The sequence below is a fragment of the Frigoribacterium sp. AC512 genome (assembly GCF_979258295.1).
In genome coordinates, this window is record NZ_OZ409850.1 from 712,472 (window position 1) to 737,937 (window position 25,466).

Sequence of the window (25,466 nt, forward strand, 5' to 3'; positions counted from 1 at the left end):
TGGGCGACGTGTCCACCCGCATCTACATCACGTCCGCAGAAGGCCACACCGGCAAGTCGACGATCGCCCTCGGCGTGCTCGACACCCTGAGCCACGAGGTCGGCCGGGTGGGGGTGTTCCGCCCCGTGGCCCGCTCGACGCGCGAGCGCGACTACGTGCTCGAGCTGCTGCTCGCGCACGACAGCGTCGACCTCGACTACGAGGAGTGCGTCGGCGTCACCTACGACGACGTGCACCGCGACCCGGACGCCGCACTCGCCGCGATCGTCAGCCGGTTCTCCGCCGTCGAGCGGCAGTGCGACGCGGTCGTCGTGATCGGCTCCGACTACACCGACGTCGGCAGCCCCACCGAGCTGTCCTTCAACGCCCGGGTGGCCGCCAACCTCGGCGCCCCCGTGCTGCTCGTCCTCGGCGGCCGCAGCGCCGCCGACGGCACGACCCCGCGCACCGGCGCGGACATGCGCCAGGTGGCCGAGGTCACGACGGCCGAGCTCCGCAACGAGCACGCCAGCCTGCTCGCCGTCGTCGCGAACCGGGTCGACCCCGAGCACCTCGACGACGTCGTCGAGGGCGTGGGCCAGGCGCTCGCCGCGAGCCCCTCGGGCACCGTGCCCGTCTGGGCACTGCCGGAGGACCGCCTCCTCGTCGCCCCCACCGTCCGTGCCGTGCTCGGGGCGACCGGCTCGACGTTCCTGCGCGGCGACGAGGCCCTGCTCGACCGTGAGGTCGAGGGGGTCGTCGTCGCCGCCATGTCGATGGAGAACGTGCTCCCGCGGCTGATCGAGGGGGCCGTGGTGGTCGTGCCCGGCGACCGGTCCGACGTCCTCGTCGCGACGGTGCTCGCCCACGCGTCCGAGACGTTCCCGTCGCTCGCCGCGGTCGTGCTGAACGGCGGCTTCGCGCTGGCGCCCCAGGTCGACCGCCTCGTCGAGGGCCTCGGCAGCACGCTGCCCATCGCCCGCAGCGAGCTGGGCACCTACGACGCCGCGCTGGCCATCACCCAGACCCGGGGCCGTCTCGCCGCCGACTCGCCCCGCAAGTACGACCTCGCGCTGTCGCTCTTCGAGACGCACGTCGACGGCAGGGAGCTGCTCCGCCTGCTCGAGGTCAGCCCCTCCGGCGTCGTCACGCCGCTGATGTTCGAGCACCAGCTGCTCGAGCGCGCCCGGAGCGTGAAGAAGCACATCGTGCTGCCCGAGGGCGACGACGACCGCATCCTGCGTGCCGCGTCGACGCTGCTGCAGCGCGGCGTGGCCGACCTCACGCTGCTGGGCGACGAGGGCGTGATCCGCGCACGCGGCGCCGAGCTCGGCCTCGACCTCGCCGACGCCCGGGTGCTCGACCCGTTCGACGCCAGCCTGCAGGTGCAGTTCGCCGCCGAGTACGCGAAGCTGCGCGCCCACAAGGGCATCTCGGCGAGCATGGCGATGGACACCGTCACGGACGTCTCGTACTTCGGCACGATGATGGTCAAGCTCGGCCTCGCCGACGGCATGGTCTCCGGGGCGGCGCACACGACCGCCCACACCATCCGCCCCGCGTTCGAGGTGATCAAGACGGTGCCGGGCGTCGGCGTCGTGTCGAGCGTGTTCCTCATGGCGCTCGCCGACCGCGTGCTGGTCTACGGCGACTGCGCCGTCATCCCCGACCCGACCGCCGAGCAGCTCGCCGACATCGCCCTCTCGTCGGCCGAGACCGCGGTGCAGTTCGGCATCGAGCCGCGCGTCGCGATGCTCAGCTACAGCACGGGCGACAGCGGCTCGGGCGCGGACGTCGAGAAGGTCCGCGCCGCGACGGCGCTGGTGCGTGAGCGCCGCCCCGACCTGCTCGTCGAGGGCCCGATCCAGTACGACGCCGCAGCCGACCCGGTCGTGGCCGCCGCGAAGATGCCCGACTCCGAGGTCGCGGGGCGGGCGACCGTGTTCATCTTCCCCGACCTGAACACCGGCAACAACACGTACAAGGCCGTGCAGCGGAGCGCGGGGGCGGTCGCGATCGGACCCATCCTGCAGGGCCTCCGCAAGCCGATCAACGACCTCTCGCGCGGCGCGCTCGTCGGCGACATCGTCAACACGGTGGCCATCACCGCCATCCAGGCCGGCACCGAGGCCGCCGCCGCCGAGACCTCCACCACCACCGAAGGGAACACCCCGTGAGCGCAGTGCTCGTCGTCAACTCCGGCTCGTCGTCGTTCAAGTACCAGCTGATCGAGCTGGACGACGAGACGACGCTCGCGTCGGGGCTGGTCGAGCGGATCGGGGAGGCGGTGGGCCAGACCCGGCACCGCAACCACCTGACGGGTGCCGAGAGCAGCAACGACTCGCAGCCGATCGCCGACCATGCGGCCGGGTTCGAGGCGATGATGGCCGCCTTCGCCGCGCAGGGCCCCTCCTTCGACGAGCACCCGCCCACGGCCGTCGGCCACCGTGTCGTGCACGGGGGAGTGGACTTCGACCGGGCCACCCTCGTCACCGACGAGGTGGAGAAGGCGATCGACCGCCTCTCCGCGCTGGCACCGCTGCACAACCCCGCGAACCTGCAGGGCATCAGGGCCGCGAAGGAGGCGTTCGCCGACGTGCCCCACGTGGCGGTGTTCGACACGGCGTTCCACCAGACGCTGGCGCCTGCCGCGTACACCTACGCCATCGACGCGGAGCTGGCCGAGAAGCACCACGTGCGCCGGTTCGGGTTCCACGGCACCTCGCACAAGTACGTGTCCGAGAAGACCGCCGAGTTCCTCGGCCGTCCGCTCGCCGAGCTCAAGATCATCGTCCTGCACCTCGGCAACGGCGCCTCCGCCGCGGCGATCGACGGCGGCCGCTCGATCGAGACGAGCATGGGGATGACGCCCCTCGAGGGGCTCGTCATGGGCACGCGGTCCGGCGACATCGACCCGGCAGCCGTCTTCCACCTGCACCGCGAGGCGGGTCTCGACTTCGACGAGCTCGAGACCCTGCTGAACAAGGGCAGCGGGCTGCTCGGCCTCACCGGCAGCGGCGACATGCGCGACGTGCAGGACAGCGCCTCGCGCGGCGACGCCGTGGCGGAGTCGGCGCTGGCCGTCTACCGCCACCGCATCCGCCACTACGTCGGCGCCTACGTCGCCCAGCTCGGCGGCCTCGACGCGGTCGTCTTCACCGCGGGCGTGGGCGAGAACAACGCCCTGCTGCGCCGCCGGACGCTGGCCGGGCTCGACTTCTTCGGCATCCGGGTCGACGACGACCGCAACGAGCTAGCCTCGCGGGACGCCCGCCGCATCTCGCCCGACGGAGCGTCCGTCGACGTCCTCGTGGTCCCCACGAACGAGGAGCTCGAGATCGCCCGGCAGGCCGCGGCGCTCCGCTAGGTCGTGGCGGCCGGCCCGTCAGCCGGACGACGAGAGGGGCCCCGGAGGCGCATGTCGCGCCTCCCGGGCCCCTCTCGTCGTCGGCAGGGTCGGCCCCTGCGTCGACCTCAGTACTTGATCGTGGCGAGCGCGTCCGAGACGGGGGTCTCACCCGAGACGAGCTCGAACTGCGTCCGGACCGCGGTGCCCTCGATGATGGCCGTGGCGATCACCTCCGCCACGTCGGCGCGGGAGACCGTGCCCCGCTCGACGGTCTGGCCCACCGTGACCTGTCCGGTGCCGGGGTCGTCGGTGAGGCCGCCGGGGCGCACGACGGTCCAGTCGAGGCCGTCGCGGGCGCGCAGGTCGGCGTCGGCCTCGCTCTTCGCGCGCATGTACACCTGGTAGACGGCGTCGTCGTCCTCGGCGGGCAGCTGGGCCTTCTCGGGGTCGAAGTCGTCCGTGCCGATGGCCGACACCATCACGTAGCGGGAGACGCCCGCCTTCTCCGCCGCGTCGGCGAGCAGGACGGCGCCGTCACGGTCGATCGTGAGCTTGCGCTCGGCGCCGCTGCCGCCCCCGCCGCCGGCTGCGAAGACCACGGCGTCGGCACCGTCGAGGTGACCCGCGAGGGTCTCGACGTCGGTCTGCTCCAGGTCGACGACGAGCGCGCGGGCACCCGCCGCCTCGAGATCGGACGTGTGGTCGGGGTTGCGGACGATGCCGACCGGGTCGTGCCCGGCGTCGGCGAGTCGGCGTTCGAGGAGCTGGGCGATCTTGCCGTGTCCTCCGGCGATGACGATTCTCATGCACCCAGGGAACACCCCGTGTCGCGCAGACCACCCAGGAGCCGCTAAACTTCTCGAGGCTCCTCACGTGGCGCCATCCAGGCCAACTCCCCCAGGGCGGAAACGCAGCAAGGGCAACCGGGCTCTGGCGGGTGCGTGAGGGGTCTTTCCTTTTAACGCGCCGCTGCCCCCGCGGCGCTTCGGCGCGGTGTCCTGCGTGGTGCGGACGGGATCAGCCGGTCGCGTTGTCGGGACGGTGCGCCGCTGCCCCCGCGGCGCTTCGGCGCGGTGTCCTGCGTGGTGCGGACGGGATCAGCCGGTCGCGCTGTCGGGACGGTGCGCCGCCGCCCCTGCGGCGCGTCGGCGCGGTGTCCTGCCTGGTGCGGACGGGATCAGCCGGTCGCGCTGTCGGGACGGCGCGCCGCTGCGCTCCCGGCGCTTCGGCGCCGCGTCCTGTGTGGTGCGGTCAGGGTCGGCGGGTCACGTCGCCGTGCTGCAGGTGACTCCCAGCAGGCCGAAGTTCACCGTTCGGGTCCCCGAGAAGGGCGACGACCACGGCGCGGTGCCGGCCGTGCCCTGCACGCGGTAGGTCGCGGTGCTGACGCCCAGGATCTCCGCTGGCACCTGGTAGCTCCTCGTCGTCACGGTGGCGACAGGCAGGGTCACGCCGTTCCGGTAGACGTTCCACGACGGCGGCTCGACTCCGCCCGCGGGGAGTGGCGTCGGGACGTCCCACGACAGGACGGGGGCCCCGAGGAGACCTCCGCCGGTGCACGCGATCGCCGAGGCGCCCACGAGGGTCCCCGTGGTCGCCGTCCCGGTCGCGCGGGCCGTGTCCCCGAAGGCGGCGAGGGTGGGCTCGGGAGGAGCGGCAGTCAGGGTCGCGGCGAGGGCGAGCGCGACGACCGTCGACACGGCGGCGGTGCCGGCGGTGCCGGCGGTGCCGGCGGTGCCGGCGGTGCCGGCGGTGCGGTGCCGGCCGGCCGCGTGGCGCGGCCCGTCCTCGTGACGGGAACGCGCCTCCTCGGCTCGGCCCCCGTCGGCAGATGCCGGTTCGTGGGCGGTCGCGGCGAGGTCCTCGGCGCGCGGGCGGCGGAAGCCGATCATGGCGAGCATGCCGAACAGCGTGCCGACGACGAACACCCAGCCGGGGGCGAGGGCCTGGTCGACCCACTCGCCGAGGCGCGGCGTCGACCAGAACACGCGGTCGGCCTCCGCGACGACCACCGGTTCGGGGTCGGTCACGGGGTTCGCGTCGCCCTTGAGGACGAGGGACCGGGAGGCGCCGCCCGCGTCGTCCGTCTCGACCACGCGGTGGGTGACGCGGACGCCGTCCGCGCGGGGGACGCTGACGACGTCGCCGACGGCCACCTCCGCCGCGGGCACCGTCCGCGCGAGTGCGAGCGCTCCGGTGGGGATGTCGGGGGACATCGAGCCGGAGCGGAAGATCAGGGGAGTGACGCCCGCGAAGACGGCGAGGGCAGCAGCCGTCAGGCACACCACGCCGGTGAGGGCGCCGGCCCAGAGGACGAACTCGCGAGCGAAGAAGCGCGCCCGGGCGTTGCGGCGGGCGTGGTCGACCGGCGGCCGGTCGTGCCGCGCGCGTCCGGGGGAGGACGCCATGCGTGGCTCCCCTCGTCGCGCGTCGGGCAGGTGGATCGTGAGGGGAACGGCGGAGTCGGGCACCCGACGCCGGACTCCGCCGTTCCCGTGTCCGGGCCGCGTCCGCCACGGGGGCGGGGGCCTCGGGACGCCCGCCCTGGGAGGCGGGGGCTGGGAGGAGCTGCGGGGCAGCTACTGCTGGGTGGCGGTCACCGTCATGGTCGCCGTCACGGACTTGTTCTGCACCGTGTTGGTCGCGTCGGAGGGGACCTCGGCGCGGACGCAGAGGTACTCGACCTGGTTGACCGCCAGGGCCCGGGCGGCCGCCGTGGCCGGCCCCGCGCTGAGCTTGGTCGTGCTGGGCGTGACCACCGTGGCGGGGGTCGCGCTGAACGTGGTGGCGTTGCAGGTCGGGGGCGTGCCGACGTTGTAGGTGCCCGTGCCGAGGCTCGCGACGCCGAAGTTCAGCACCGGGCCGAGGACGGCCGCGTCGGCGCCGCCGGCGACCGTCGTGTAGGCGTAGTTGAACGGCAGGGTGCCGCCGTTCCGCACCGTGAGGAGCGCGTAGGTCTGGTCCCCGGGCTTCGCCGCGGTCATCGTCAGGCCGGTGAGGGCCGTCGTGACGTCCTGGTCGTTCAGCTTGAGGTCGAGCGTGCCCGTGCTGAAGCTGCCGGTCGCGGTCACGGTGTCGGTGAACGCCGCGAGGGTCGCGACGGTGCCGAGCCCGAGCACGGTGCCGAGGGCGAGGACCGCCCTGACCTTGCCCGAGACGGAGAGGCGGTGGGCGCGCGAGGACGCCGTGGCTGCAGACATGCGGGTGTCTCCTGATCCTGATCCTGACCGGTCTGCCGCGAGGGTGGGTCGCGACCGGTGCGTCACCGCTGGTGAGGCGGTTCGGCACGAGCTGGTGAGGCTCGTCCGGTGGGTCGAAGATACCAAGGAGGCGTGGGTCGCGCCAGGGGAGGACCCACCCCCGATGAGGGGTCGCGTCGTCCGCTGCCCGGCGCGGACGTCGGTGGCCCCGACTACTCTTGTCCCGTGGTCACAGCCCTGTATCGCCGTTACCGGCCAGAGAACTTCGCCGAGCTGATCGGACAGTCGCAGGTGACCGATCCGCTCCGCACGGCGCTGCGCGCCGACCGCGTCAACCACGCCTACCTGTTCAGCGGCCCCCGAGGCTGCGGCAAGACGACGTCGGCCCGCATCCTGGCGCGCTGCCTCAACTGCGCCCAGGGCCCGACCGACACGCCGTGCGGCGTGTGCGACTCGTGCGTCGAGCTCGCGCGAGACGGGGGCGGCTCACTCGACGTCATCGAGATCGACGCCGCCAGCCACAACGGCGTCGACGACGCTCGCGACATCCGCGACCGCGCCGTGTTCGCCCCGGCGCGCGACCGGTTCAAGATCTTCATCCTCGACGAGGCCCACATGGTCACGCCGCAGGGCTTCAACGCGCTGCTCAAGGTCGTCGAGGAGCCGCCGGAGCACGTCAAGTTCATCTTCGCGACGACCGAGCCCGACAAGGTGATCGGCACGATCCGGTCGCGCACCCACCACTACCCGTTCCGGCTGGTCCCGCCTGCGCAGATGCTCGAGTACGTGCAGCAGCTCGCCGAGAGCGAGGGCGTCGCGGCTGCCCCGGGCGTCCTGCCCCTCGTGGTCCGGGCCGGCGGCGGGTCGGTGCGCGACACCTTGTCGCTCCTCGACCAGCTCATGGCCGGCAGCGAGAGCGGCGGCATCGAGTACGAGCGCGCGGTCGCCCTGCTCGGCTACACCCACGCGGCCCTCCTCGACGACGTCGTGGTCGCCTTGGGGCAGCGCGACGGGGCAGCCGCGTTCGCGGCCGTCGACCGGGTCGTCCAGACGGGTCAGGACCCGAGGCGCTTCGTCGAGGACCTGCTCGAGCGGCTCCGCGACCTCATCGTCGTCGGCGCGACGGTCGAGGGCGCCTCCGCCGTGCTGCGCGGCGTCACGCCCGAAGAGCTCGACCGGCTCGTGCAGCAGTCGCACGCGTTCGGCGCCGCCGAGCTCTCGCGCTCGGCCGACGTCGTCAACCGGGCCCTCACCGACATGACGGGCGCCACGTCGCCGCGCCTCCACCTCGAGCTGATGATCGCCCGGGTGCTCGTGCCCGAGGCCGACGAGACGACGCGGGGCGCGCTCGCCCGGGTCGAGCGGCTCGAGCGCCGCGTGGGCGTCGACGGCGCCGCGGGCGACGCCGCCCACCCTGCGCGCCCCGTGCAGACGGCCGTGGCCCCGTCCGCTGCTCCCGCCCGGGGGGCAGGTGCCGCGGGTCAGCCGGCCGGCGTCGTGTCGTCCGCCTCGCAGGCAGCGGCTGCCGCTCCGGCGGCGACGTCGTCGGACCCGGCCGCGGCCTCGGCGGCCTGGGGTGCCGTCGCGCCCGACGTGCCGAGCACGCCCGCCGCTCCTGCCCGCGACGCACCGCCGGCCGCTGCCGACGGTCCGGCCGTCGGCGAGCCGGCCGCGACCGAGCCGGCGACGCCCACGGCCGCGCACTCCGCCGCCTGGGCTCAGACGCCCGCGGTCGAGGGGGCCGTCCCGCCCGGTGCGGGTGCGGGCTCCGACGGAGCCGCCTCTCCGGTCGGCCCGGTCTCGCTGCATCAGATGCGCGACGCCTGGCCCGAGATCGTCGAGGCCGTGGAGAAGGCCCGCCGCACCGCGTGGATGGTCGTCGTCACCGCGAGCGTGCAGGGCTACGCCGACGAGGTGCTGACCCTGGCGTTCCCCAGCGCGCACGACGTCGACGAGTTCAAGAAGCCCCAGGGCGCCGGCGAGGGCGTCAGCGAGTACCTCCGCCGGGCCATCCAGCAGGTGCTCGGCGTCCGGGTCAAGTACATCGCCCGAGTGGAGGGCCCGGCCGACGGGCCGGCCCCGGCGGCCGCCGCCGCCGTGGCTCCGACCGAGCCGGCCCCGGCGCGCGACGAGCCGGCGCGCGACGAGCCCGCGCGTGACGAGCCCGTGAGCGACGAGCCGGCACCGGTCGTCCCGGACGAGCGTGCTGCTGCCGTCTTGGCGCCTGAGCCGCAGACGGCTCCCACGTCCGCGCCTGCGCCGGCCACGGCCCCCCGGGAGCCGCGCCCGGCATCGGCCCCTGCCGCGGCACCGGTCTCGGCACCCCCGCGGTCCGAGGCACGGCCCACGTCGGGTCCCGTCACCGGCTGGGACGTCGCGACGATCCCGCAGACGCCCCCGCCAGAGCCCGACGAACCCGAGTTCATCACGGAGGAGCCGCCCGGCGGCGCCCCCACGGTCGACGCGACGCCGCCGCCCTCCGACGCGGCCCCGGCTGCACCGGCGGCGCCGTCAGCCGCCGCTGCGTCGGCACCTGCGCCGGCGCGGGGCCCGAGTGCGAGCCAGCGCCGTGCCGCCGCGGGCGACCCCCGGCGGGGCATCCCGGCCGGGTCCCGCTACGGCGAGGCCGTCGTCCGCGAGATCCTCGGCGCCCAGTTCATCGAAGAAGAGACGATCGCTCCCCGCGTGACGCCTCAGAGAAGCGAGTAGTCCGTGTACGAGGGCATCGTCCAAGAGCTGATCGACGAGTTCGGCCGCCTCCCGGGCATCGGGCCGAAGTCGGCGCAGCGGATCGCGTTCCACATCCTGCAGACCGAGACCCACGACACGACGCGGCTGTCGGAGCTGCTGGTGGACGTCCGCACGAAGGTGCGGTTCTGTGAGGTCTGCGGCAACGTCACCGAGCAGGAGCGCTGCTCCATCTGCCGCGACCCGCGTCGTTCGCCGGCCACCATCTGCGTGGTCGAGGAAGCGAAGGACGTCCAGGCGATCGAGCGGACCCGCGAGTTCCGCGGGCTCTACCACGTGCTCGGCGGGGCCATCAGCCCGATCGACGGCGTCGGTCCGGACGACCTGCGCATCCGCCAGCTCGTCCAGCGCCTCGCCGACGACACCGTGCAGGAGGTCATCATCGCGACCGACCCCAACCTCGAGGGCGAGGCCACGGCCACGTACCTGTCGAGGATGCTCGCGCCGTTCGGCCTGCGCGTGACGCGTCTCGCGTCGGGGCTGCCGGTCGGCGGCGACCTCGAGTACGCCGACGAGGTCACCCTCGGGCGTGCGTTCGAGGGACGCCGTCTCGTCTCCGAGTAGCCCTCCGGCTCAGAGGCGCGCGCGACGGGCCCGCACGACGCTGTAGAGGCCGAAGGCGATCAGCCCTGCCGCGACGACCGACAGCACGACCACGCCGGCCGGCAGCGCGGCCAGGGCCTTGAGGGCGCCGTCCAGCCCGCTGGCCTCCTCGGGATCGGCCGTGAGGGCCGCGACCGCGAAGAGCACGCCGACCACGGCGATCGCGATGCCCTTGGCGACGTAGCCGACGACGCCGAGCGCGACGGTCACGCGACCGGCGGTCCCCGACGGCACGACGAGGTCGTCACGGAACTCCTGCCGGAGGCCCTTGGCGACGAAGTAGACGCCGATCGCGACGACGGCCAGGGCGAGGACGACGAGCAGCACGACCCCGCCGGGCGTCGCGATGAGGCGCGAGCTGAGGCTCTGCGTCTGGTCCGAGCTGTCCGACGACCCGCCCCGGGCGAAGGTGAACGCGGTGACGCCGACGGCGACGTAGGCGACTCCCTTGCCGCCTTCCTTCGCTCGCTCGGCCCACGCCTCCTTGTCCGTGCCCCGCACCAGGGCGGCCTCGAGCAGCTGGAAGAGGCCGAGGGCCCACAGCCCCACGACGACGACCCACAGCACGGCGGCGCCGCCGGGGCGCGAGGCGAGCTGGCCGAGCGCGCCGCCCTGGTCGGCCTCGCCGCCGCCGCCCGCCGCGACGCCGAGGGCGATGCCGCCGATCAGGACGTGGAGCAGCCCGTTCACGGCGAAGCCCACCCGCGCGAAGATGCGGAGTGCACGGCTGTCCTGGAGGCGGCTGGCGGATCCGCGGGCATCCGCGACGGTGTCGGTCATGCCCCCACGCTAGAGGTCGCGAGAGCAGTCGGGCCGACCGGCCGGGGGCGAGGAGGCGGCCGTCCACAGGGCGGTCGCGACCGGTCGTCACACGGGCCGGGCACCTCCTAGAATCATCGGACGCAGGCGCCGCCAGCCCGACCGCGCCCGCCTCCTCCTGCCACCCACCTCCTGGAGCCGCCACCGTGAGCTTGATCGTGCAGAAATTCGGCGGGTCCTCCGTCGCCGACGCCGAGAGCATCAAGCGCGTCGCGAAGCGCATCGTCGAGACGCGCAAGGCCGGGAACGACGTCGTCGTCGCCGTCAGCGCCATGGGCGACACGACCGACGAGCTGCTCGACCTCGCCGCCGAGGTGACGCCTATGCCCGGGGGTCGCGAGCTCGACATGCTCCTCACCGCGGGCGAGCGCATCAGCATGGCCCTGCTCGCCATGGCGATCCGCAGCCAGGGCGTCGAGGCCCGCTCCTACACGGGCAGCCAGGCGGGCATGATCACGGACGCCCAGCACGGCAAGGCGCGCATCGTCGACGTCACGCCGGGGCGCATCCGGGAGGCGCTGGACGCCGGGTCGGTCGCCATCGTCGCAGGGTTCCAGGGCTTCAACCGCAGCACGGGCGACATCACGACGCTCGGGCGGGGCGGCTCCGACACGACGGCCGTGGCGCTCGCCGCCGCGCTCGACGCCGACGTCTGCGAGATCTACACCGACGTCGACGGCATCTTCACGGCCGACCCCCGCGTCGTGCCCCGCGCCCGCAAGCTCGACCGCATCACGAGCGAGGAGATGCTCGAGCTCGCCGCCGCCGGCTCGAAGGTGCTCTACATCCGTGCCGTCGAGTACGCCCGACGCCACGGCGTCACCCTGCACGTCCGCTCGTCGTTCCACAACGGCGAGGGCACCTTGGTCGTCAACCCGAAAGAGGGAGAGAACGTGGAAGAGCCCATCATCAGCGGTGTCGCGGGCGACCTGAGCGAGGCGAAGGTCACCGTCGTCGGCGTCCCCGACGTCCCCGGCAAGGCCGCACAGATCTTCCGCACGGTCGCCAAGACGAGCGCGAACATCGACATGATCGTGCAGAACGTCTCGGCCGCGTCGACCAGCCGCACCGACATCTCGTTCACGCTGCCGAAGTCCGAGGGCTCGGTCGTCCTGAACGCCCTCGAGTCCGACCGGGCCGAGATCGGCTTCGAGTCGCTGCAGTACGACGACCAGATCGGCAAGCTCGCCCTCGTCGGCGCCGGCATGCGCACCAACGCCGGCGTCTCGGCGCGCCTCTTCACGGCCCTGTTCGAGGCCGGCATCAACATCGAGATGATCTCGACGAGCGAGATCCGCATCTCGGTCGTGACGCGTGCCGACACGCTCGCCGAGGCCCTGCGCGTCGTGCACACGGCCTTCGAGCTCGACGCCGACGTCGAGGCCGTCGTCTGGGGTGGCACCGGTCGCTGACCGGCGCACCCGAGACGACCCTCCCCGGTCACCATCCCCCCACCCTCACCACCCCCAGGAGCACGAGATGTCTGAAGGTCTGCGCGTCGGCGTGGTCGGCGCCACCGGCCAGGTCGGCAAGGTCATGCGCAAGCTGCTCGCCGAGCGCGAGTTCCCGATCGCCGAGATCCGCTTCTTCGCCACGGCACGCTCGGCGGGCACGACCCTGCCGTTCCGCGGCGTCGACGTCGTCGTCGAGGACGTCGAGACGGCCGACCCGAGAGGGCTCGACATCGCGCTCTTCTCGGCCGGCGCCACCGGCAGCCGGGCGCACGCCCCCCGCTTCGCGGAGGCCGGCGTGCTCGTCATCGACAACTCGAGCGCCTGGCGCATGGACCCCGAGGTCCCGCTGGTGGTCAGCGAGGTCAACCCGCACGCCATCGACCAGGCCGTGAAGGGCATCGTCGCCAACCCGAACTGCACCACCATGGCGGCGATGCCGGTGCTCAAGGTCCTCGACGCCGAGGCGACGCTCGAGCGCTTGGTCGTCAGCACGTACCAGGCCGTCAGCGGCAGCGGCCTCGTGGGCGCCGACGAGCTGCTCGGCCAGGCGCGTGCGGCCCTCGAGGGCGACGCTGCGGGCCTCGTCCACGACGGAGGCGCGGTGCAGATGCCTCAGCCGACGGTCTACGTGCGCCCCATCGCCTTCGACGTCATCCCCCTCGCCGGGTCGATCGTCGACGACGGCCTCGACGAGACCGACGAGGAGAAGAAGCTCCGCAACGAGAGCCGCAAGATCCTCGAGCGTCCCGACCTGCTCGTCAGCGGCACCTGCGTGCGCGTGCCGGTCTTCACCGGGCACTCCCTGTCGATCAACGCCGAGTTCGCGACCGAGCTCACCGCCGCTCGCGCCCGCGAGCTCCTCGCGGACGCGCCGGGGGTCGTCCTCACCGACGTGCCCACGCCCCTCGAGGCCGCCGGCAAGGACCCGTCGTTCGTCGGCCGCGTCCGTCAGGACGAGGGCGTGCCCGGCAACCGCGGCATCGCCCTCTTCATCAGCAACGACAACCTCCGCAAGGGCGCGGCCCTGAACGCCGTGCAGATCGCCGAGATCGTCGCGGCGCGCCGTCTCGCGACGGCGTAGGTCCCGCCACCGAACCCGCGCCTCCGTCGCTCCGAAGACCGGGCATGACCCGTCTCGTGCCCGGCCTCGTCGCCCTGCTCGCTGCTGCAGCCGCCGTCCTGACGGGCTGCGCCGGGCCCGTCACGGACGGCCCGGCCGCCTCGTCGGCGGTCCCGGAGGGCGACGGCCCGGTCGTGGCCTTCTACGGCGACTCGTACACCCTCGGCACGGGTGCGTCCGATGCGTCGCACCGCTGGTCGACGATCGTCAGCGAGGAGCGCGGCTGGCGCGAGTACAACCCGAGCGTCAACGGGCTCGGATTCGTCAACCACCGCACGTCGTTCGAGGGCGGCGACCTGCCCGGACTGGTCATCGACGCCGAGCCGGACATCGTGTTCGTCACGATGGGGCTGAACGACAACTTCTCGTACGACGCCCGCGCCGACGACATCCACGCCCAGATCGGCGACGACCTCGACCGCATCGCGTCCGCCCTGCCCGACGCGCGCCTCGTCGTCGTCGAGCCGTTCTGGTACACCGACGAGCGACCGGCGAGCGTCGACGTCATCACGGGCTGGGTCCACGACGCAGCAGACGAGGTCGGCGCCGACTGGGTGCCGGGCGCCTCCCGCTGGCTCGAGGGGCACCCCGAGTGGATGGCCGCGGACGGGCTGCACCCGAACGACGAGGGCTACGCGGAGATGGCGCGGCGGATGGACACCGAGCTGACGACCCTCGGGCTCTGAGCCGTCGCGGCGCCCGCCGCCTTCTCGCGGAGCTCGTCGTCGAGCCGGGCGCCGGTCCGTACCCAGACGCCGCGCCTAGACTGCACCTCGTGACCGAAGCATCGAAGGCAACGAAGCCCGTCGACGTCGCCCTCATCGGGGCCGGCGTCATGAGCGCCACGTTGGGCGCCATGATCAAGCAGCTCGAGCCCACCTGGACGATCCAGGTCTACGAGGCGCTCGGCGACGTCGCACAGGAGTCGAGCAACCCCTGGAACAACGCGGGCACCGGCCACTCCGCCCTCTGCGAGCTCAACTACACGCCCGAGCGCGCCGACGGCACGATCGACACGAGCAGCGCCGTCAAGGTCAACGAGCAGTTCCAGGTCTCACGGCAGTTCTGGTCGTTCCTCGTCGCCGAGGGGGCCCTCCCCGAGCCGTCCGCGTTCATCAACTCGACGCCGCACATGAGCTTCGTCTGGGGCGAGGCCAACGTCGAGTACCTGCGCAAGCGGCACGAGGCGCTCCGTGACCACCCGCTGTTCGCCGGAATCGAGTTCAGCACCGACGCCTCCGTCATCCGCTCGTGGGCCCCTTCCCTCATCGTGGGCCGCGCGAAGGACCAGCCGATCGCCGCGACCCGCATCGAGGCCGGCACCGACGTCGACTTCGGCAGCCTCACGCGCCTCCTGCTGACCTACCTCGAGGAGAACGAGGCGCGCATCGAGCTCGACCACCGCGTCACCGGTCTGACGAAGCTCGCCGACGGCACGTGGCGGGTCGCCATGCGCCGCCAGGTCGGCGGAACGCCCACGAGCGTCGACGCCCGGTTCGTCTTCGTCGGCGCCGGGGGAGGCGCGCTGCACCTGCTGCAGAAGTCGGGCATCGACGAGATCAAGGGCTTCGGCGGGTTCCCGGTCAGCGGCGAGTTCCTCCGGACCGACGACCCCGCCGTCGTGGCGAAGCACGCCGCGAAGGTCTACGGCAAGGCCGCCGTCGGCTCGCCCCCGATGTCGGTCCCGCACCTCGACACCCGTGTCGTGGACGGCCAGGCGAGCCTGATGTTCGGGCCGTACGCCGGCTTCAGCCCGAAGTTCCTGAAGAACGGCTCGTGGTTCGATCTCTTCGCCTCGATCCGGCCGCACAACCTGTACCCGATGATCCGCGCGGGGCTGGCGAACCTGTCGCTCGTCAAGTACCTGGTCGGCCAGCTGATGGCGAGCAGCGACAGCAAGTTCGAGTCCCTGCGGGAGTTCATGCCCGACGCCGACCCGGCCGACTGGTACCGCATCACCGCGGGCCAGCGCGTGCAGGTCATCAAGAAGGACGCGAAGAAGGGCGGTGTGCTGCAGTTCGGCACCGAGGTGGTCTCGGCGGCGGACGGCACCATCGCGGGTCTCCTCGGGGCCTCGCCGGGCGCCTCCACCGCCGTGCCGATCATGCTGTCGGTGCTCGAGCGCTGCTTCCCCGACCGGATCGCCGGGTGGACGCCGACGCTCCGCCGCATGGTGCCTACCTACGGCGACCAGCTCGCCGACGACGAGGCGCGAGCCGCCGCGACGCTCGGGGCGACCGCCGAGGCCCTGCGCATCCACGCGTAGCGGCCCTCTGCCGGTCGCGGCCCGGCGAGCCGGGCCGGGCCGGGGAGGCGCGGGTCGGTCTGGGCTTGACGTCGGGTCGAACATGTGTTCGACTCGGGCGATGAGGTGGAGCGAACAGGCGACGACGGCGACCGACTCGTCGGCGCTGCCCGGGCTGGCGAAGCTGTCGAACCTGGTCGCGTCGGTGACGACGCCCGAGTTCGCCGGGGTGACGTTCCACGAGATCCTCGCGAAGAGCGCTCTCAACCGCGTGCCGGGCAGCGACTCCGCCCTGCCCTTCGGCTGGACGATCAACCCCTACCGAGGGTGCAGCCACGCCTGCGTCTACTGCTTCGCGCGGCCGACGCACGAGTACCTCGACCTCGACGGCGGCGACGACTTCGACCGGCAGATCGTCGTCAAGGTGAACGTCGCCGAGGTGCTGTCCCGCGAGCTGCGTCGCCCGTCGTGGCAGCACCACCCCGTCGCGCTCGGCACGAACACCGACCCGTACCAGCGCGCCGAGGGCAAGTACCGGCTCATGCCGGGCATCATCGCGGCCCTGGCCGACTCGGGCACCCCGTTCAGCATCCTGACCAAGGGGACCCTGCTGAGGCGCGACCTGCCGCTCCTCGTCGAGGCGGCTCAGCACGTGCCGGTCGACATCGCGATGTTCGCGATCCACGACGACGCCCTGCAGCAGTCGGTCGAGCCGGGCACGCCGACCACGGCCGCGCGTCTCGCGACCGTCCGCGCGGCGACCGACGCGGGGCTCCGCTGCTCCGTCTTCATGATGCCCGTCCTGCCGTGGCTGACCGACGACCTCGACCACCTGCACCGGGCCCTGGCGGCCGTCCGCGCCTCCGGGGCGACGAGCCTGCTGTACTCGGCCCTGCACCTCAAGCCCGGCGTCAAGGAGTGGTGGTCGGCCTGGCTCGAACGTGAGCACCCGGAGCTCGTCACGCGGTACCGCGACATGTACGCGACGAGCACCTACGCGCCCCTCGGCTACCGCAAGTGGCTCGCGGCCCGCATGCGGCCCCTCCTGGCCGAGCACGGGCTCGAGCACGGCACGGCCGACCCGGCGACGGGCTCCACCCGGTCGAGTGCCCTCGACGACGCTGCGGCAGCCAGGGGCACGCTGGGCTTCGGTGCGGACGGACGGCCCCGGTCGCTCATCGCCCACGAGCTGCCGGGCGGTGCACGGTCGTCTCAGCCACGCCTCTTCTGACCGCGGCAGCGCTCGTCGTCCCTTCGTCCCCGAGGTCGGGGCACAGCCGCCCCGGTGTCCCGGCCCCGTCCCGCGAGGTGACCCTAGATAACGGGGTACAGGACGAGTCCTCGTTCTGGCATGATCGACCTGCCCGACACGTCGACCAGGAGGGGGCCGCCATGCTGCTCGGCCTCCCCGCACACCTCGTCCCGCAGACCGTGGGCCGGGCGCTGTCCCGTGCCTGCCACGTCATCGCGAGCGTCGTCCTCGCGAGTGCAGGCCTGTTGCTGATCGTGAACCAGGTCGCCGAGCCGTCCTACCTGCTCTGGCCTGCCCTCCTGGCGTTGTTGCCGATGCTCGGCATGCTCTTCGTCGTCGAGCGGTTCCGCAGCACGACCGCCGTGCTCGCGTACCTCGCCATCGGCTCGGCGTGCCTCTACTGGTACGCCGTGACCCTGTTCGCTCAGATCCCGGCGGTCCAGGCGTCGGACGCCTTCTCGCTCTCCCTGCCGAAGATCGCCCTCGTCATGGTCGGCGGCAGCGGGCTGCGTTCCCGGGGCAGCCTGCTCTGGGCCACCGCGGGCTTCGCCCTGGGAGAGATCGTCACCCAGCTGGCGACGTGGCAGACCGGCGCGACGCCTCGTCTCGACGTCGCGGTCCTCTTCGCGTGGCTCCTCGTGTCCGTGACGGCGACGTCGTCCCTGCTCGCGCGGGGACGGGTCGGCCGTGCCCAGCCGAGCCTGCACCGGGCGGCCTTCGACCAACAGAAGCAGGCCATCCGCCACGACGTGGAACAGCAGGCGTCCGCGCTGCTGCACGACACGGTGCTGAACCACCTCGCCTCCATCACGGCCGGCGGGCCCGGCCCGCTCGACCCGGCGACCGCGGCGTCGATGGCGACCGACCTCGAGGTGCTCGTCGGCCAGGAGTGGCTCGTCGACGAGACGAGGGCCCCGGCCCCGGCCTCCCCGACGACCGGGCCGGGCGACTGGACGACGTCCGAGCTGGGCCACGCCGTCGCACGGGCGCGAGAGGGCGGGCTCGAGGTCGGCGTCACGGGAGACCTCGGCGCCGTGACGCGGCTCGCGCCCGCCGTCTGCCGGGCCCTGGGCCTCGCCGTGGCCCAGTGCCTCACCAACGTCGCCGTGCACAGCGGCACCGATCGTGCCGAGGTCGTCGTGTACGGCGACGGCGTCGACCTGACGGTGATGATCATCGACGACGGGGTCGGCTTCGACGCCGCGGCCACGGCGCCCGACAGGCTCGGCCTCAAGAACTCGGTCGAGGCCAGGACGAGGCGGGTGGGGGGCTCGGCGCAGATCTGGTCCTCGCCCGGCAGCGGCACGTCGGTCATGCTCCGCGTCCCGGTCGCACCGGCCGAGTCGGTCGTCACGCCTGGTGCGGCGGCGGCGGCCAGCCCGGTCACGGACGGTCCCGGCCCCGTCGACCTGGCGTCCCCCACCGCCGGCGGGGGAGCACCGTGAGCCGCCGCAGCCCCCAGCAGGTCGATCCGCTCGGCGCCCTCAGCTCCCGCCCCGTCACGGCGCTCGCCGCGGTCGCGGCCGTCGCCTACGCGACGGTGTCGACCGTCGTCACTCGCGACGAGATCGTGGTGCCCGCCGCTGCCGTCGGGGCCCTCGCGGCGCTCGGGGCGGCGGGGGTCGTCCTGGTGCTCGCGTCGAGTCCGCTCCGGGCACCGCTCACCCGGTGGTCGGTCGCGGGCGTGGTCGCGCTCGGTGCCCTCGCTTCCGTCCTCGCCGCCGTCGCCTCCGCCGGCCACAACTCCATGGTCCGAGACGACTGGGCCTCCCTCGCCGTCGGGCTGCTCCTCGTGGGCCTCGCGCCGTACCGGCCCGCGCTCGACCTCGTGGTCGCGGGGCTGGCGTCCGCCGTGGTCCTCACTGCCGTCGTGCTCGTCGAGAGAGAGGCGTTCCTCACCGACGTCCCGGTCCTGGTGTTCGTCGTGGTCGCCGTGACCCCGGTGCTGGCGCTCTCGCTCGCCGGCGCCTCGTTCTCGGCCGCGTTCACGACGCTGGTGGAGCGCTGGATCGCGGGCGCCTCCTCGGCTCGTCAGGCCAGCGCCGAGGAGTTCCGCTCGAGCGTCGCCCGCAGCGTGCAGCAGGACAGGGTGACCATCCTGAACCGCGACGTCGTGCCGTTCTTCGGCGAGGTCGTCGCCGCCGGCACCGTCACGGAGGCGGACGTCGAGCGGGCCCGCCGCATCAGTGCCGACCTCCGCAGCACCATGGTCGCCGAGGCGGACCGCAGCTGGCTCGAGCAGGTGCTGGCCGACCCTTCCACCCGCGTGTCCGGGGTCGTCGTGGACGTCGGCCGGGCAGCTGGCCGGATGACGGCCGCGCACCGCACGTCGCTGCGGGCCCTGCTCGTCGCCTTCGGCGAGAGCGACGCCGTGCTGCCCGACACCGTCCGCATCGAGCTCGAGCAGGGGCTGGACGCCGAGGAGGAGCGGGTCGAGGCCCGCATCAGCGTCGCCACCGCCTCGTCCGAGTCCGCCGTCCGCCACCGCTTCGCGCCCTACCTCGCCGTCGTGCGGATCGTCTTCGACGACCTGCAGGTCGATCCCGCCCCGCCCCTCCTGACACTAAGGTTTTCTTATGACCAGCACTGAGCCGAGCGGCCGCTCGTCCCTCCGTCCCGGCTTCGGCCGGCCAGCCGCTGCCCCGTCGTGGAGCACGGTCGGGCCTGGTTCCGAGGGGCCGGCGACCCGTCGCGTCCGCCTCGCCATCCTCGACGACCACGAGGTCCTGCTCGACAGCCTGTCGAGCTGGATCAACGTCAACGCCTACGACTTCGACCTGGTCCTCACGGCGCACACCTGGCTGCAGCTCGTGCACAGCGACAACTTCCCGACCGACCTCGTCTTCCTCGACTTCCAGCTGAAGGAGCCGGTCTCCATCGAGGCCCGGGTCCGCACCTGCCGCGCCGCGGGCGCCAAGGTGATCGTGCTGTCCAGCCTCGACACGCGCGAGTCGCGTGAGCGCGCGCTCGACGCCGGTGCATCGGCGTTCCTCTCGAAGGCGCTGCCGATGCGCGAGGTCATGGACGCGGCCCGCCAGGTCATGGGCGTGGCTCGTGACGCGTCGCCTCAGCGCGACTGGCGCCCGCTGCCGGTGGGGGCCGCGAACCAGAGTCGCCCGAAGCTCAGCGCAGGCGAGTCGGAGGCGTTCCGCCTCTACGTGTCCGGCTTCAGCACCAACGAGGTGGCAGCCCAGATGAACGTGCAGTACGAGACGGCGAAGACCTACCTCCGTCGTGTCCGGGAGAAGTACGCGAAGGCCAACAGGCCCGCGAGCAAGAAGTCCGAGCTGATCCGTCGTGCGGCGGAGGACGGCTACCTGCAGTAGTGGCGAAGCTGTACTTCCGCTACGGCGCGATGAACAGCGGCAAGAGCACGGCGTTGCTCCAGGCCGCGTACAACTACGAGGAGCGCGGTCAGCGCGTCCTGCTGGCCAAGCCGCGGGTCGACACCAAGGGCGACGACGCGATCGTCTCCCGGCTGGGCGTCACCCGGCCCGTGGACGTCACGTTCGCTCCCGACGACGACGTGCGGGAGGTGTTCTCCCGTTCGCGGGAACGCGTCCGGGCCGAGACGGGGACCGACCTGTCGTGCCTGCTCGTCGACGAAGTACAGTTCCTCACCCCGGTCCAGGTGGACGACCTGCTGCGCATCGCGGTGCTCGAGGGCGTCCCCGTCCTCGCCTACGGGATCAGGACGGACTTCCGGACGATCGCCTTCCCGGGCAGTCGCCGACTCCTGGAGGTGGCGCACTCGCTCGAGGAGCTCAAGACCATCTGTCGGTGCGGCCGCAAGGCGGTCTTCAACGCGCGCAAGGTGGGCGACCGCTTCGTCTTCGACGGTGACCAGGTCGCCATCGACGGCCGGGAGGTCACCTACGAATCGCTCTGCGGCGCTTGCTACCTCGCCGAGAGCGACGGCCGCCTCGCCTGACCCTGGGGGCGAGGTCCCGTCGTGGGGCGGGCGGGGATCGCCCCACTGACAAGCACAGGAGAAAAGGCCAGACCCGAAGGGTCTGGCCTTTTCTCATCCAACGTGAGGCGGGCGGGGACCGCCCCACTGACAAGCACAAGAAAAATGGCCGGACCCGAAGGGTCTGGCCGTCGTGGGGCGGGCGGGGACCGCCTCACTGACAAGCACAGGAGAAAAGGCCAGACCCGAAGGGTCTGGCCTTTTCTCCTCCAACGTGAGGCGGGCGGGGACCGCCTTACTGACAAGCACAAGAAAAATGGCCGGACCCGAAGGGTCTGGCCGTCGTGGGGCGGGCGGGGACCGCCTCACTGACAAGCACAGGAGAAAAGGCCAGACCCGAAGGGTCTGGCCTTTTCTCATCTCGTCGGGGTAGCGGGATTCGAACCCACGACCTCCTCGTCCCGAACGAGGCGCGCTACCAAGCTGCGCCACACCCCGAGGTGTCGCTCGGCCCACGGGCCGAGTGGAGCAACCTGACAAGGATAGCGGATCTTTGGACCCGCTCGCACCACCCGACCCCGTGAGCCTTCGTCAGGCCGTGAGCGTCAGGACGACCGCCTCAGGTCGGCAGTCGAAGCGGACCGGTGCGTAGATCGACGTCCCGAGGCCGGCCGAGATCTCGAGGTGGGCGGTCTTGCGTGCGTGGCTCCAGGTGCTGAGGCCGCTGACCTTGCCACGAGGCACGTCACAGTTCGTGACGAGCGCGCCGTAGCCGGGCACCCGGACCTGCCCCCCGTGCGTGTGACCGCCGAAGATGACGTCGGCCCCGTTGTTGACGAACGAGTTCAGGACGCGCTGGTAGGGCGCGTGGGTGACCCCGATGCTGATGGGGTCAGGTCCTCGTCGGTCGTCGTGCCAGCGTACGTTCTCGCGCAGGTCGTCGAGCGCCCCGGGGAGCCGGTCGAGACGATCCCAGCCACGGTGCGCGTCATTTACGCCGAACAGCTCGAGGCGAGATCCCTTGATCTCGATCGCCCGGGCGGCGTTGTTGAGGTCGAGCCACCCGAGGTCGGCGAAGAACGACTCCATCCGGCCGATGTCGAGGGGCGTGGGGGTGCGGGTGACGCCGCTGGGGCCGCCGAAGTAGGTGAACGGGTTCTTGGGGACCGGCCCGTAGTAGTCGTTCGAGCCGTTGACGAAGACGCCGGCCACCCCTCGGAACGGCTCGAGGGTGTGCTCCAGGGCGGCGTGGGCGTCGACGTGTCCGATGTTGTCGCCCGTGTTGACGACCAGGTCAGGCTCGAAGACGGCCAGTCCACGCACCCACTCCTGCTTCTCGGTCTGCCACGGGGCGAGGTGCAGATCGCTCAGGTGCAGGATCGTCAGCGGGCGAGAACCGGCCTCGAGGACGTTGAGCACCTCGTGTCGGACGGTGAAGCGGTTGCGCTCGACGAGGCTGCCCCAGGCGAGAGCACCCAGGCCGACGGCCGCGCCCGCCAGTGCGGTCGCGGCCGTCGCCCTGCCGAGGGGGAGGGGCGTCACTTGCAGCTGCCCGGGTCGGCGCCCTGGGCGTTGCCGAAGAGCGTCAGCCCGACCGCAGCGTCCTTGGCCGTCGACGTCCCGGGGGCAGGATCGGTCCCTGCGACTCGGCACTGGTTCTTGCCGTCACCCGGGGCGAAGCCGGTCACCGCGACCTTGTCGGCCGAGAACCCGGCCGCGGCAATCGCGGTCTTCGCGTTCGCGATGCTCTGGCCGGTCACGTCGGGGACTGCCGCTGCGCCGGAGCCGTCGCTCGTGAAGACCTTGACCGTCGCCCCCTTGGCGAGGACCGTGCCTGCGACGGGGTCGCTGGCGACGACCTGTCCCGCCGGCAGCGCCGATGCCTGGGTGCCGCCGTCGGCGTAGACCAGGTTCAGGCCCTTGAGCATCGTCTGGGCTGCGCTCACGCTGCTGCCCGACAGCTCGGGAACGGAGACGCCCGAGCCGCGCACGAGCCGGGAGTTCGCCTCGGGGAAGTCGGTGCCGGGGTACTTCGTGTTGTTCACCGTCTGGACGGCCTTGAAGAGCTGTGCGCGGGTGGCGGCGTAGTTGCCGCCCTTGATCGGCGAGCCGATGGACCGCAGGTTGACCTTGGGACCGGTCCAGTTGCCCTGCCAGATCGCGGTCGCGAGCTTCGTCGTCGCGCCGATGATCCAGATCGACTCCTTCTTGTCGGTCGTCCCCGTCTTGCCGATCTCCTCGAAGCCGTCTCCGGGGAGCGCACCGCGACCGGTACCGTTCGACCACAGGCCGGACATGGCCTTGGCGGCGGCCGCGGCCACCTCGGGCTCGACGGCCTGGGAGCAGTCCTGGGGCTGTCCGCCCAGGGCCACGCCGTCGTCGTTCACGATGTTGTCGACGACGATGGGCGCGCAGTACTTGCCGCCGGCGGCGATCGCCGCGTAGGCCGTCGCCATCGTCAACGGAGCGATCTCGTCGGCGGTGCCGAGGATGGAGGACGAGAAGTTGCTGATCTCGCCGCCGTCGGCACGGTGGACGCCGAGTCGCTGTGCCACGTCGCGGATGTCGTTGAGGTCGAGCTTGGACGCCATGGCCGCGTAGGCGGTGTTGACGGACTGTGCCGTCGCCGTCGTGACCGCCATCTGTCCGGGCTTCGACCCGTCGTCGTTCTTGGGGGCCCAGCCGCCCTGTCGCTCGCCGCCCGCCTTCAGGTAGAAGGTGCGCGGCGTGGCGTCGACGGACTCGGTGATGCCGTGGCCCTGCTCGATCCAGTCGATCAGGGTGAAGGGCTTGAAGGTCGAGCCGGGCTGGAAGCCGGTGGACCCGCCGTAGTCCCGGTCGGTGCTGAAGTTGACCGAGGTCTGCGTGCGGTCACCCGTGTCGAGCTCGGAGAAGGTCGTGTTCTGCGTCATGACGACGATGCGACCGGTGCCTGCCTCGACGGAGTTGACGACGCTGCCGAGACGGACCCTGGTCTCGCTCGCAGGCGCCCACTGGTCGAGCTGGCCCTTGGCGTTGGCCGTCAGGTCGAGGTCGAGGGTCGTGTAGACGTTCAGCCCGCCCGTGTTCCAGTTCGAGAGCCGCTCCTCCTCGGTGGATCCGAGGACGGCGAGGTTCTTGATGTTCTTCTTGACGTAGTCGCAGAAGTACTGGGCGCCGGGCGCGGTGACCGCGGCGCAGCCCTGTGTGGGGGCCGTGAGCACGACGTAGCTGGCGACGTCGGTCGCGAGCGACGCCTCCTCCGTGGGCTTGTCGATGAAGCCCTCGGCGTACATGGACTTGAGGATGACGTCGCGGCGTGCCTTGTTGCCCTCGTACTTCTCGGGCGTCGAGAGGTTGCGGGTGTCCGGGTACTGGACGATCGCGATGAGGCTCGCCGCCTCCTGCGTCGTCAGGTCGATCGCGTTCTTGTTGTAGTAGTGCTGCGCGGCGGCCTGCACGCCGTAGGTCTGGTCGCCGAAGTAGGCGATGTTCAGGTAGGCGAGGAGGATCTCGTCCTTCGTGTACTTCTTCTCGAGCCCGATCGCGAACTTCATCTCCTCGAGCTTGCGATCGATCGTGGTCTTGATCGCGTCCTTGTAGGCAGCGTCACGCTCGTCGGGGTCGGCGATCAGCTGCGACTGCGCGATGCGGATGTTGCGCACGAGCTGCATGGTGAGCGTCGAGCCACCGCCGCTCGCCCCGAGCTCGCCTCCGCCCAGCGAGCCGACCCCGGCGCGGACGAGCGACGTGACGTCGACGCCGCCGTGCTCGTAGAACCGACGGTCCTCGCCGGCCACGACCGCGTCCTTGAGCGACTGCGAGACCTGGTCCCACTTGAGCTCGACGCGGTTCTCGCTGTAGAGCGTGGCGAAGGGGACGTCCTGCCCGCCCTGCTTCGCGTACAGCGTGTTGCGTTGCTGCAGCTTGCCGATCTCGATGTACTCGGGGATCGACTCGAAGACCCCGATCGTGCTCGAGGCCGTCATGCCGGCCACGGCGATGGCCGGGGTCACGCCGATGGTGACGAGGAGGCCGGCCAGGACGCTGAAGCCGACGAACCCGAAGAGCGCCCCGATGACGGACGTGGGCTTCGATTTTTGGGCAGACATAGGATCAGGGTAAGTGACACCGCTGACATCCGAGCTGACAGGAACCACAAATGGTCCTTTGGGAGTACATGACCACGCCGCTCATGGTGCACAACAGCACCGCGATCCTCAACAACTGGGGGAGCGACGGCTGGGAGCTGGTCCAGGTGACGCAGGGCCCCGAGGGCGGCCCCGTCGCCTGGCTGAAGCGCCAGAAGCAGGAGGCGTAGTGGGCCGCGTCGACGACCGCCTCGCCGAGCTGGACCTCGTCCTCCCGACGGTGGCGGCGCCCGCGGGCGTCTACGTCCCGGCCGTCCGGGTCGGCACGGCCGTCTACACGGCGGGGCAGCTTCCCTTCGTCGACGGCGCGCTGCCCGCGGTCGGGAAGGTGGGCGACGGTCCCGGGCTCGTCGCCCCCGCCCTCGCCCGCGAGCTCGCGGCGACCTGCGTCCTCAACGCCCTCGCCGCCGCCTCCTCCGTGCTCGGCTCGCTCGACGACGTGGTGCGGGTCGTGAAGGTCACCGGGTTCGTCTCGTCCGACCCGGCGTTCTCCGGCCAGCCGGGCGTGCTCAACGGTGCTTCCGAGCTGCTGGGCGAGATCTTCGGCGACGTCGGGGTCCACGCACGGAGCGCCGTCGGCGTCGCCGTCCTGCCCCTGGACTCCCCGGTCGAGGTGGAGCTCCTGCTCGAGGTCGCACCCGCCGCCTGATCGTCGGT

The 25,466-nt window shown here is 72.2% G+C and carries 21 protein-coding genes, 1 tRNA gene and 1 other RNA gene; 16 read left to right on the forward strand and 7 right to left on the reverse strand.

Translation table 11 applies throughout. From position 1 onward, the window contains the following. The first annotated feature begins 8 nt into the window (after window positions 1-8). Together pta and ACZZ97_RS03255 are read left to right on the forward strand one after the other, a co-directional pair. On the forward strand, window positions 9-2,156 hold the full coding sequence (pta, locus tag ACZZ97_RS03250) for a phosphate acetyltransferase (RefSeq protein ID WP_314101841.1): 2,148 nt from the start codon (window positions 9-11) through the stop codon (window positions 2,154-2,156). Continuing rightward, on the forward strand, window positions 2,153-3,346 hold the full coding sequence (locus ACZZ97_RS03255; RefSeq protein ID WP_314101843.1) for an acetate/propionate family kinase: 1,194 nt from the start codon (window positions 2,153-2,155) through the stop codon (window positions 3,344-3,346). Before pta ends, ACZZ97_RS03255 begins: the two co-directional genes overlap by 4 nt. Before the next feature lie 107 nt (window positions 3,347-3,453). Here the strand turns inward: ACZZ97_RS03255 and ACZZ97_RS03260 are convergent, their stop codons facing one another. Then, a complete protein-coding gene (locus ACZZ97_RS03260; RefSeq protein WP_463472266.1) occupies window positions 3,454-4,134 on the reverse strand; it encodes an SDR family oxidoreductase in 681 nt (226 codons plus the stop codon). 54 nt (window positions 4,135-4,188) lie between these two features. Here ACZZ97_RS03260 and ffs point away from each other — a divergent pair. Beyond that, an RNA gene (gene ffs / locus ACZZ97_RS03265) (signal recognition particle sRNA small type) lies at window positions 4,189-4,285 on the forward strand. 308 nt (window positions 4,286-4,593) lie between these two features. Here ffs and ACZZ97_RS03270 read toward each other — a convergent pair. Together ACZZ97_RS03270 and ACZZ97_RS03275 are read right to left on the reverse strand one after the other, a co-directional pair. Then, window positions 4,594-5,736 carry a signal peptidase I gene (locus ACZZ97_RS03270; protein WP_463472267.1) on the reverse strand — a complete coding sequence of 381 codons (1,143 nt, stop codon included), beginning with the start codon at window positions 5,734-5,736 and terminating at the stop codon, window positions 4,594-4,596. A 171-nt stretch (window positions 5,737-5,907) separates the two neighbouring features. Beyond that, window positions 5,908-6,528: a TasA family protein gene (locus ACZZ97_RS03275; RefSeq protein WP_314104563.1), complete on the reverse strand. Its 621-nt coding sequence runs from the start codon at window positions 6,526-6,528 to the stop codon at window positions 5,908-5,910. A 225-nt stretch (window positions 6,529-6,753) separates the two neighbouring features. Here ACZZ97_RS03275 and ACZZ97_RS03280 point away from each other — a divergent pair, with 225 nt between their 5' ends. Together ACZZ97_RS03280 and recR are read left to right on the forward strand one after the other, a co-directional pair. Beyond that, window positions 6,754-9,237 carry a DNA polymerase III subunit gamma and tau gene (locus tag ACZZ97_RS03280; RefSeq protein ID WP_463472268.1) on the forward strand — a complete coding sequence of 828 codons (2,484 nt, stop codon included), beginning with the start codon at window positions 6,754-6,756 and terminating at the stop codon, window positions 9,235-9,237. A 3-nt stretch (window positions 9,238-9,240) separates the two neighbouring features. After that, window positions 9,241-9,840 carry a recombination mediator RecR gene (gene recR, locus ACZZ97_RS03285; protein WP_463472269.1) on the forward strand — a complete coding sequence of 200 codons (600 nt, stop codon included), beginning with the start codon at window positions 9,241-9,243 and terminating at the stop codon, window positions 9,838-9,840. A gap of 9 nt (window positions 9,841-9,849) precedes the next feature. Here recR and ACZZ97_RS03290 read toward each other — a convergent pair whose 3' ends face one another. Further along, entirely contained in the window at window positions 9,850-10,659 is an 810-nt protein-coding gene (locus ACZZ97_RS03290; RefSeq protein WP_314101987.1) for a DUF1206 domain-containing protein, read from the reverse strand. Window positions 10,660-10,844: 185 nt separating this feature from the next. On the opposite strand from ACZZ97_RS03290, the gene ACZZ97_RS03295 reads away from it, so the two are divergent. The 9 genes from ACZZ97_RS03295 (at window position 10,845) to ACZZ97_RS03335 (ending at window position 20,700) form a co-directional block, all read left to right on the forward strand. Further along, on the forward strand, window positions 10,845-12,110 hold the full coding sequence (locus ACZZ97_RS03295) for an aspartate kinase (RefSeq protein WP_123546657.1): 1,266 nt from the start codon (window positions 10,845-10,847) through the stop codon (window positions 12,108-12,110). A 67-nt stretch (window positions 12,111-12,177) separates the two neighbouring features. After that, window positions 12,178-13,233 (forward strand): aspartate-semialdehyde dehydrogenase, encoded by a 1,056-nt coding sequence (locus tag ACZZ97_RS03300; RefSeq protein WP_463472270.1) that lies wholly within the window; start codon window positions 12,178-12,180, stop codon window positions 13,231-13,233. A 44-nt stretch (window positions 13,234-13,277) separates the two neighbouring features. Continuing rightward, entirely contained in the window at window positions 13,278-13,958 is a 681-nt protein-coding gene (locus ACZZ97_RS03305) for an SGNH/GDSL hydrolase family protein (RefSeq protein WP_463472271.1), read from the forward strand. Window positions 13,959-14,047: 89 nt separating this feature from the next. Further along, a complete protein-coding gene (locus ACZZ97_RS03310; protein ID WP_463472272.1) occupies window positions 14,048-15,538 on the forward strand; it encodes a malate:quinone oxidoreductase in 1,491 nt (496 codons plus the stop codon). A 100-nt stretch (window positions 15,539-15,638) separates the two neighbouring features. After that, window positions 15,639-16,748, forward strand: coding sequence for an Rv2578c family radical SAM protein (locus ACZZ97_RS03315; protein WP_463472273.1), 1,110 nt, complete (start codon window positions 15,639-15,641; stop codon window positions 16,746-16,748). A 161-nt stretch (window positions 16,749-16,909) separates the two neighbouring features. After that, a complete protein-coding gene (locus ACZZ97_RS03320; protein ID WP_314101980.1) occupies window positions 16,910-18,214 on the forward strand; it encodes a sensor histidine kinase in 1,305 nt (434 codons plus the stop codon). Continuing rightward, window positions 18,211-19,359 (forward strand): hypothetical protein, encoded by a 1,149-nt coding sequence (locus tag ACZZ97_RS03325; RefSeq protein WP_314101978.1) that lies wholly within the window; start codon window positions 18,211-18,213, stop codon window positions 19,357-19,359. Before ACZZ97_RS03320 ends, ACZZ97_RS03325 begins: the two co-directional genes overlap by 4 nt. Next, entirely contained in the window at window positions 19,346-20,095 is a 750-nt protein-coding gene (locus ACZZ97_RS03330) for a response regulator transcription factor (protein ID WP_123546650.1), read from the forward strand. The genes ACZZ97_RS03325 and ACZZ97_RS03330 overlap by 14 nt, the downstream gene beginning before the upstream one ends. Further along, window positions 20,095-20,700: a thymidine kinase gene (locus ACZZ97_RS03335; protein ID WP_463472274.1), complete on the forward strand. Its 606-nt coding sequence runs from the start codon at window positions 20,095-20,097 to the stop codon at window positions 20,698-20,700. Before ACZZ97_RS03330 ends, ACZZ97_RS03335 begins: the two co-directional genes overlap by 1 nt. Before the next feature lie 403 nt (window positions 20,701-21,103). Here the strand turns inward: ACZZ97_RS03335 and ACZZ97_RS03340 are convergent. The 3 genes from ACZZ97_RS03340 to ACZZ97_RS03350 form a co-directional block, all read right to left on the reverse strand. Further along, window positions 21,104-21,177, reverse strand: a tRNA-Pro gene (locus ACZZ97_RS03340). A 93-nt stretch (window positions 21,178-21,270) separates the two neighbouring features. Continuing rightward, window positions 21,271-22,221, reverse strand: coding sequence for a metallophosphoesterase (locus ACZZ97_RS03345; protein ID WP_314101973.1), 951 nt, complete (start codon window positions 22,219-22,221; stop codon window positions 21,271-21,273). Then, window positions 22,218-24,770 (reverse strand): transglycosylase domain-containing protein, encoded by a 2,553-nt coding sequence (locus ACZZ97_RS03350; protein WP_314101971.1) that lies wholly within the window; start codon window positions 24,768-24,770, stop codon window positions 22,218-22,220. The genes ACZZ97_RS03345 and ACZZ97_RS03350 overlap by 4 nt, the downstream gene beginning before the upstream one ends. A gap of 50 nt (window positions 24,771-24,820) precedes the next feature. Between ACZZ97_RS03350 and ACZZ97_RS03355 the strand changes: the two genes are divergently transcribed. Both ACZZ97_RS03355 and ACZZ97_RS03360 read left to right on the forward strand, forming a co-directional pair. Beyond that, window positions 24,821-24,979 carry a DUF4177 domain-containing protein gene (locus ACZZ97_RS03355; RefSeq protein ID WP_166644750.1) on the forward strand — a complete coding sequence of 53 codons (159 nt, stop codon included), beginning with the start codon at window positions 24,821-24,823 and terminating at the stop codon, window positions 24,977-24,979. Next, window positions 24,979-25,458 carry a RidA family protein gene (locus ACZZ97_RS03360; RefSeq protein WP_463472275.1) on the forward strand — a complete coding sequence of 160 codons (480 nt, stop codon included), beginning with the start codon at window positions 24,979-24,981 and terminating at the stop codon, window positions 25,456-25,458. Before ACZZ97_RS03355 ends, ACZZ97_RS03360 begins: the two co-directional genes overlap by 1 nt. Window positions 25,459-25,466: the final 8 nt, after the last annotated feature.

Bases quoted from the DNA above. Each gene is read 5' to 3' on its own strand.
- ACZZ97_RS03260 (WP_463472266.1), bottom strand. From the start codon at position 4,134: ATGAGAATCGTCATCGCCGGAGGACACGGCAAGATCGCCCAGCTCCTC.
- ACZZ97_RS03305 (WP_463472271.1), top strand. From the start codon at position 13,278: ATGACCCGTCTCGTGCCCGGCCTCGTCGCCCTGCTCGCTGCTGCAGCC.
- ACZZ97_RS03355 (WP_166644750.1), top strand. From the start codon at position 24,821: ATGGTCCTTTGGGAGTACATGACCACGCCGCTCATGGTGCACAACAGC.
- ACZZ97_RS03300 (WP_463472270.1), top strand. From the start codon at position 12,178: ATGTCTGAAGGTCTGCGCGTCGGCGTGGTCGGCGCCACCGGCCAGGTC.
- ACZZ97_RS03290 (WP_314101987.1), bottom strand. From the start codon at position 10,659: ATGACCGACACCGTCGCGGATGCCCGCGGATCCGCCAGCCGCCTCCAG.
- ACZZ97_RS03270 (WP_463472267.1), bottom strand. From the start codon at position 5,736: ATGGCGTCCTCCCCCGGACGCGCGCGGCACGACCGGCCGCCGGTCGAC.
- ACZZ97_RS03315 (WP_463472273.1), top strand. From the start codon at position 15,639: ATGAGGTGGAGCGAACAGGCGACGACGGCGACCGACTCGTCGGCGCTG.
- ACZZ97_RS03330 (WP_123546650.1), top strand. From the start codon at position 19,346: ATGACCAGCACTGAGCCGAGCGGCCGCTCGTCCCTCCGTCCCGGCTTC.
- ACZZ97_RS03275 (WP_314104563.1), bottom strand. From the start codon at position 6,528: ATGTCTGCAGCCACGGCGTCCTCGCGCGCCCACCGCCTCTCCGTCTCG.
- ACZZ97_RS03320 (WP_314101980.1), top strand. From the start codon at position 16,910: ATGCTGCTCGGCCTCCCCGCACACCTCGTCCCGCAGACCGTGGGCCGG.
- ACZZ97_RS03350 (WP_314101971.1), bottom strand. From the start codon at position 24,770: ATGTCTGCCCAAAAATCGAAGCCCACGTCCGTCATCGGGGCGCTCTTC.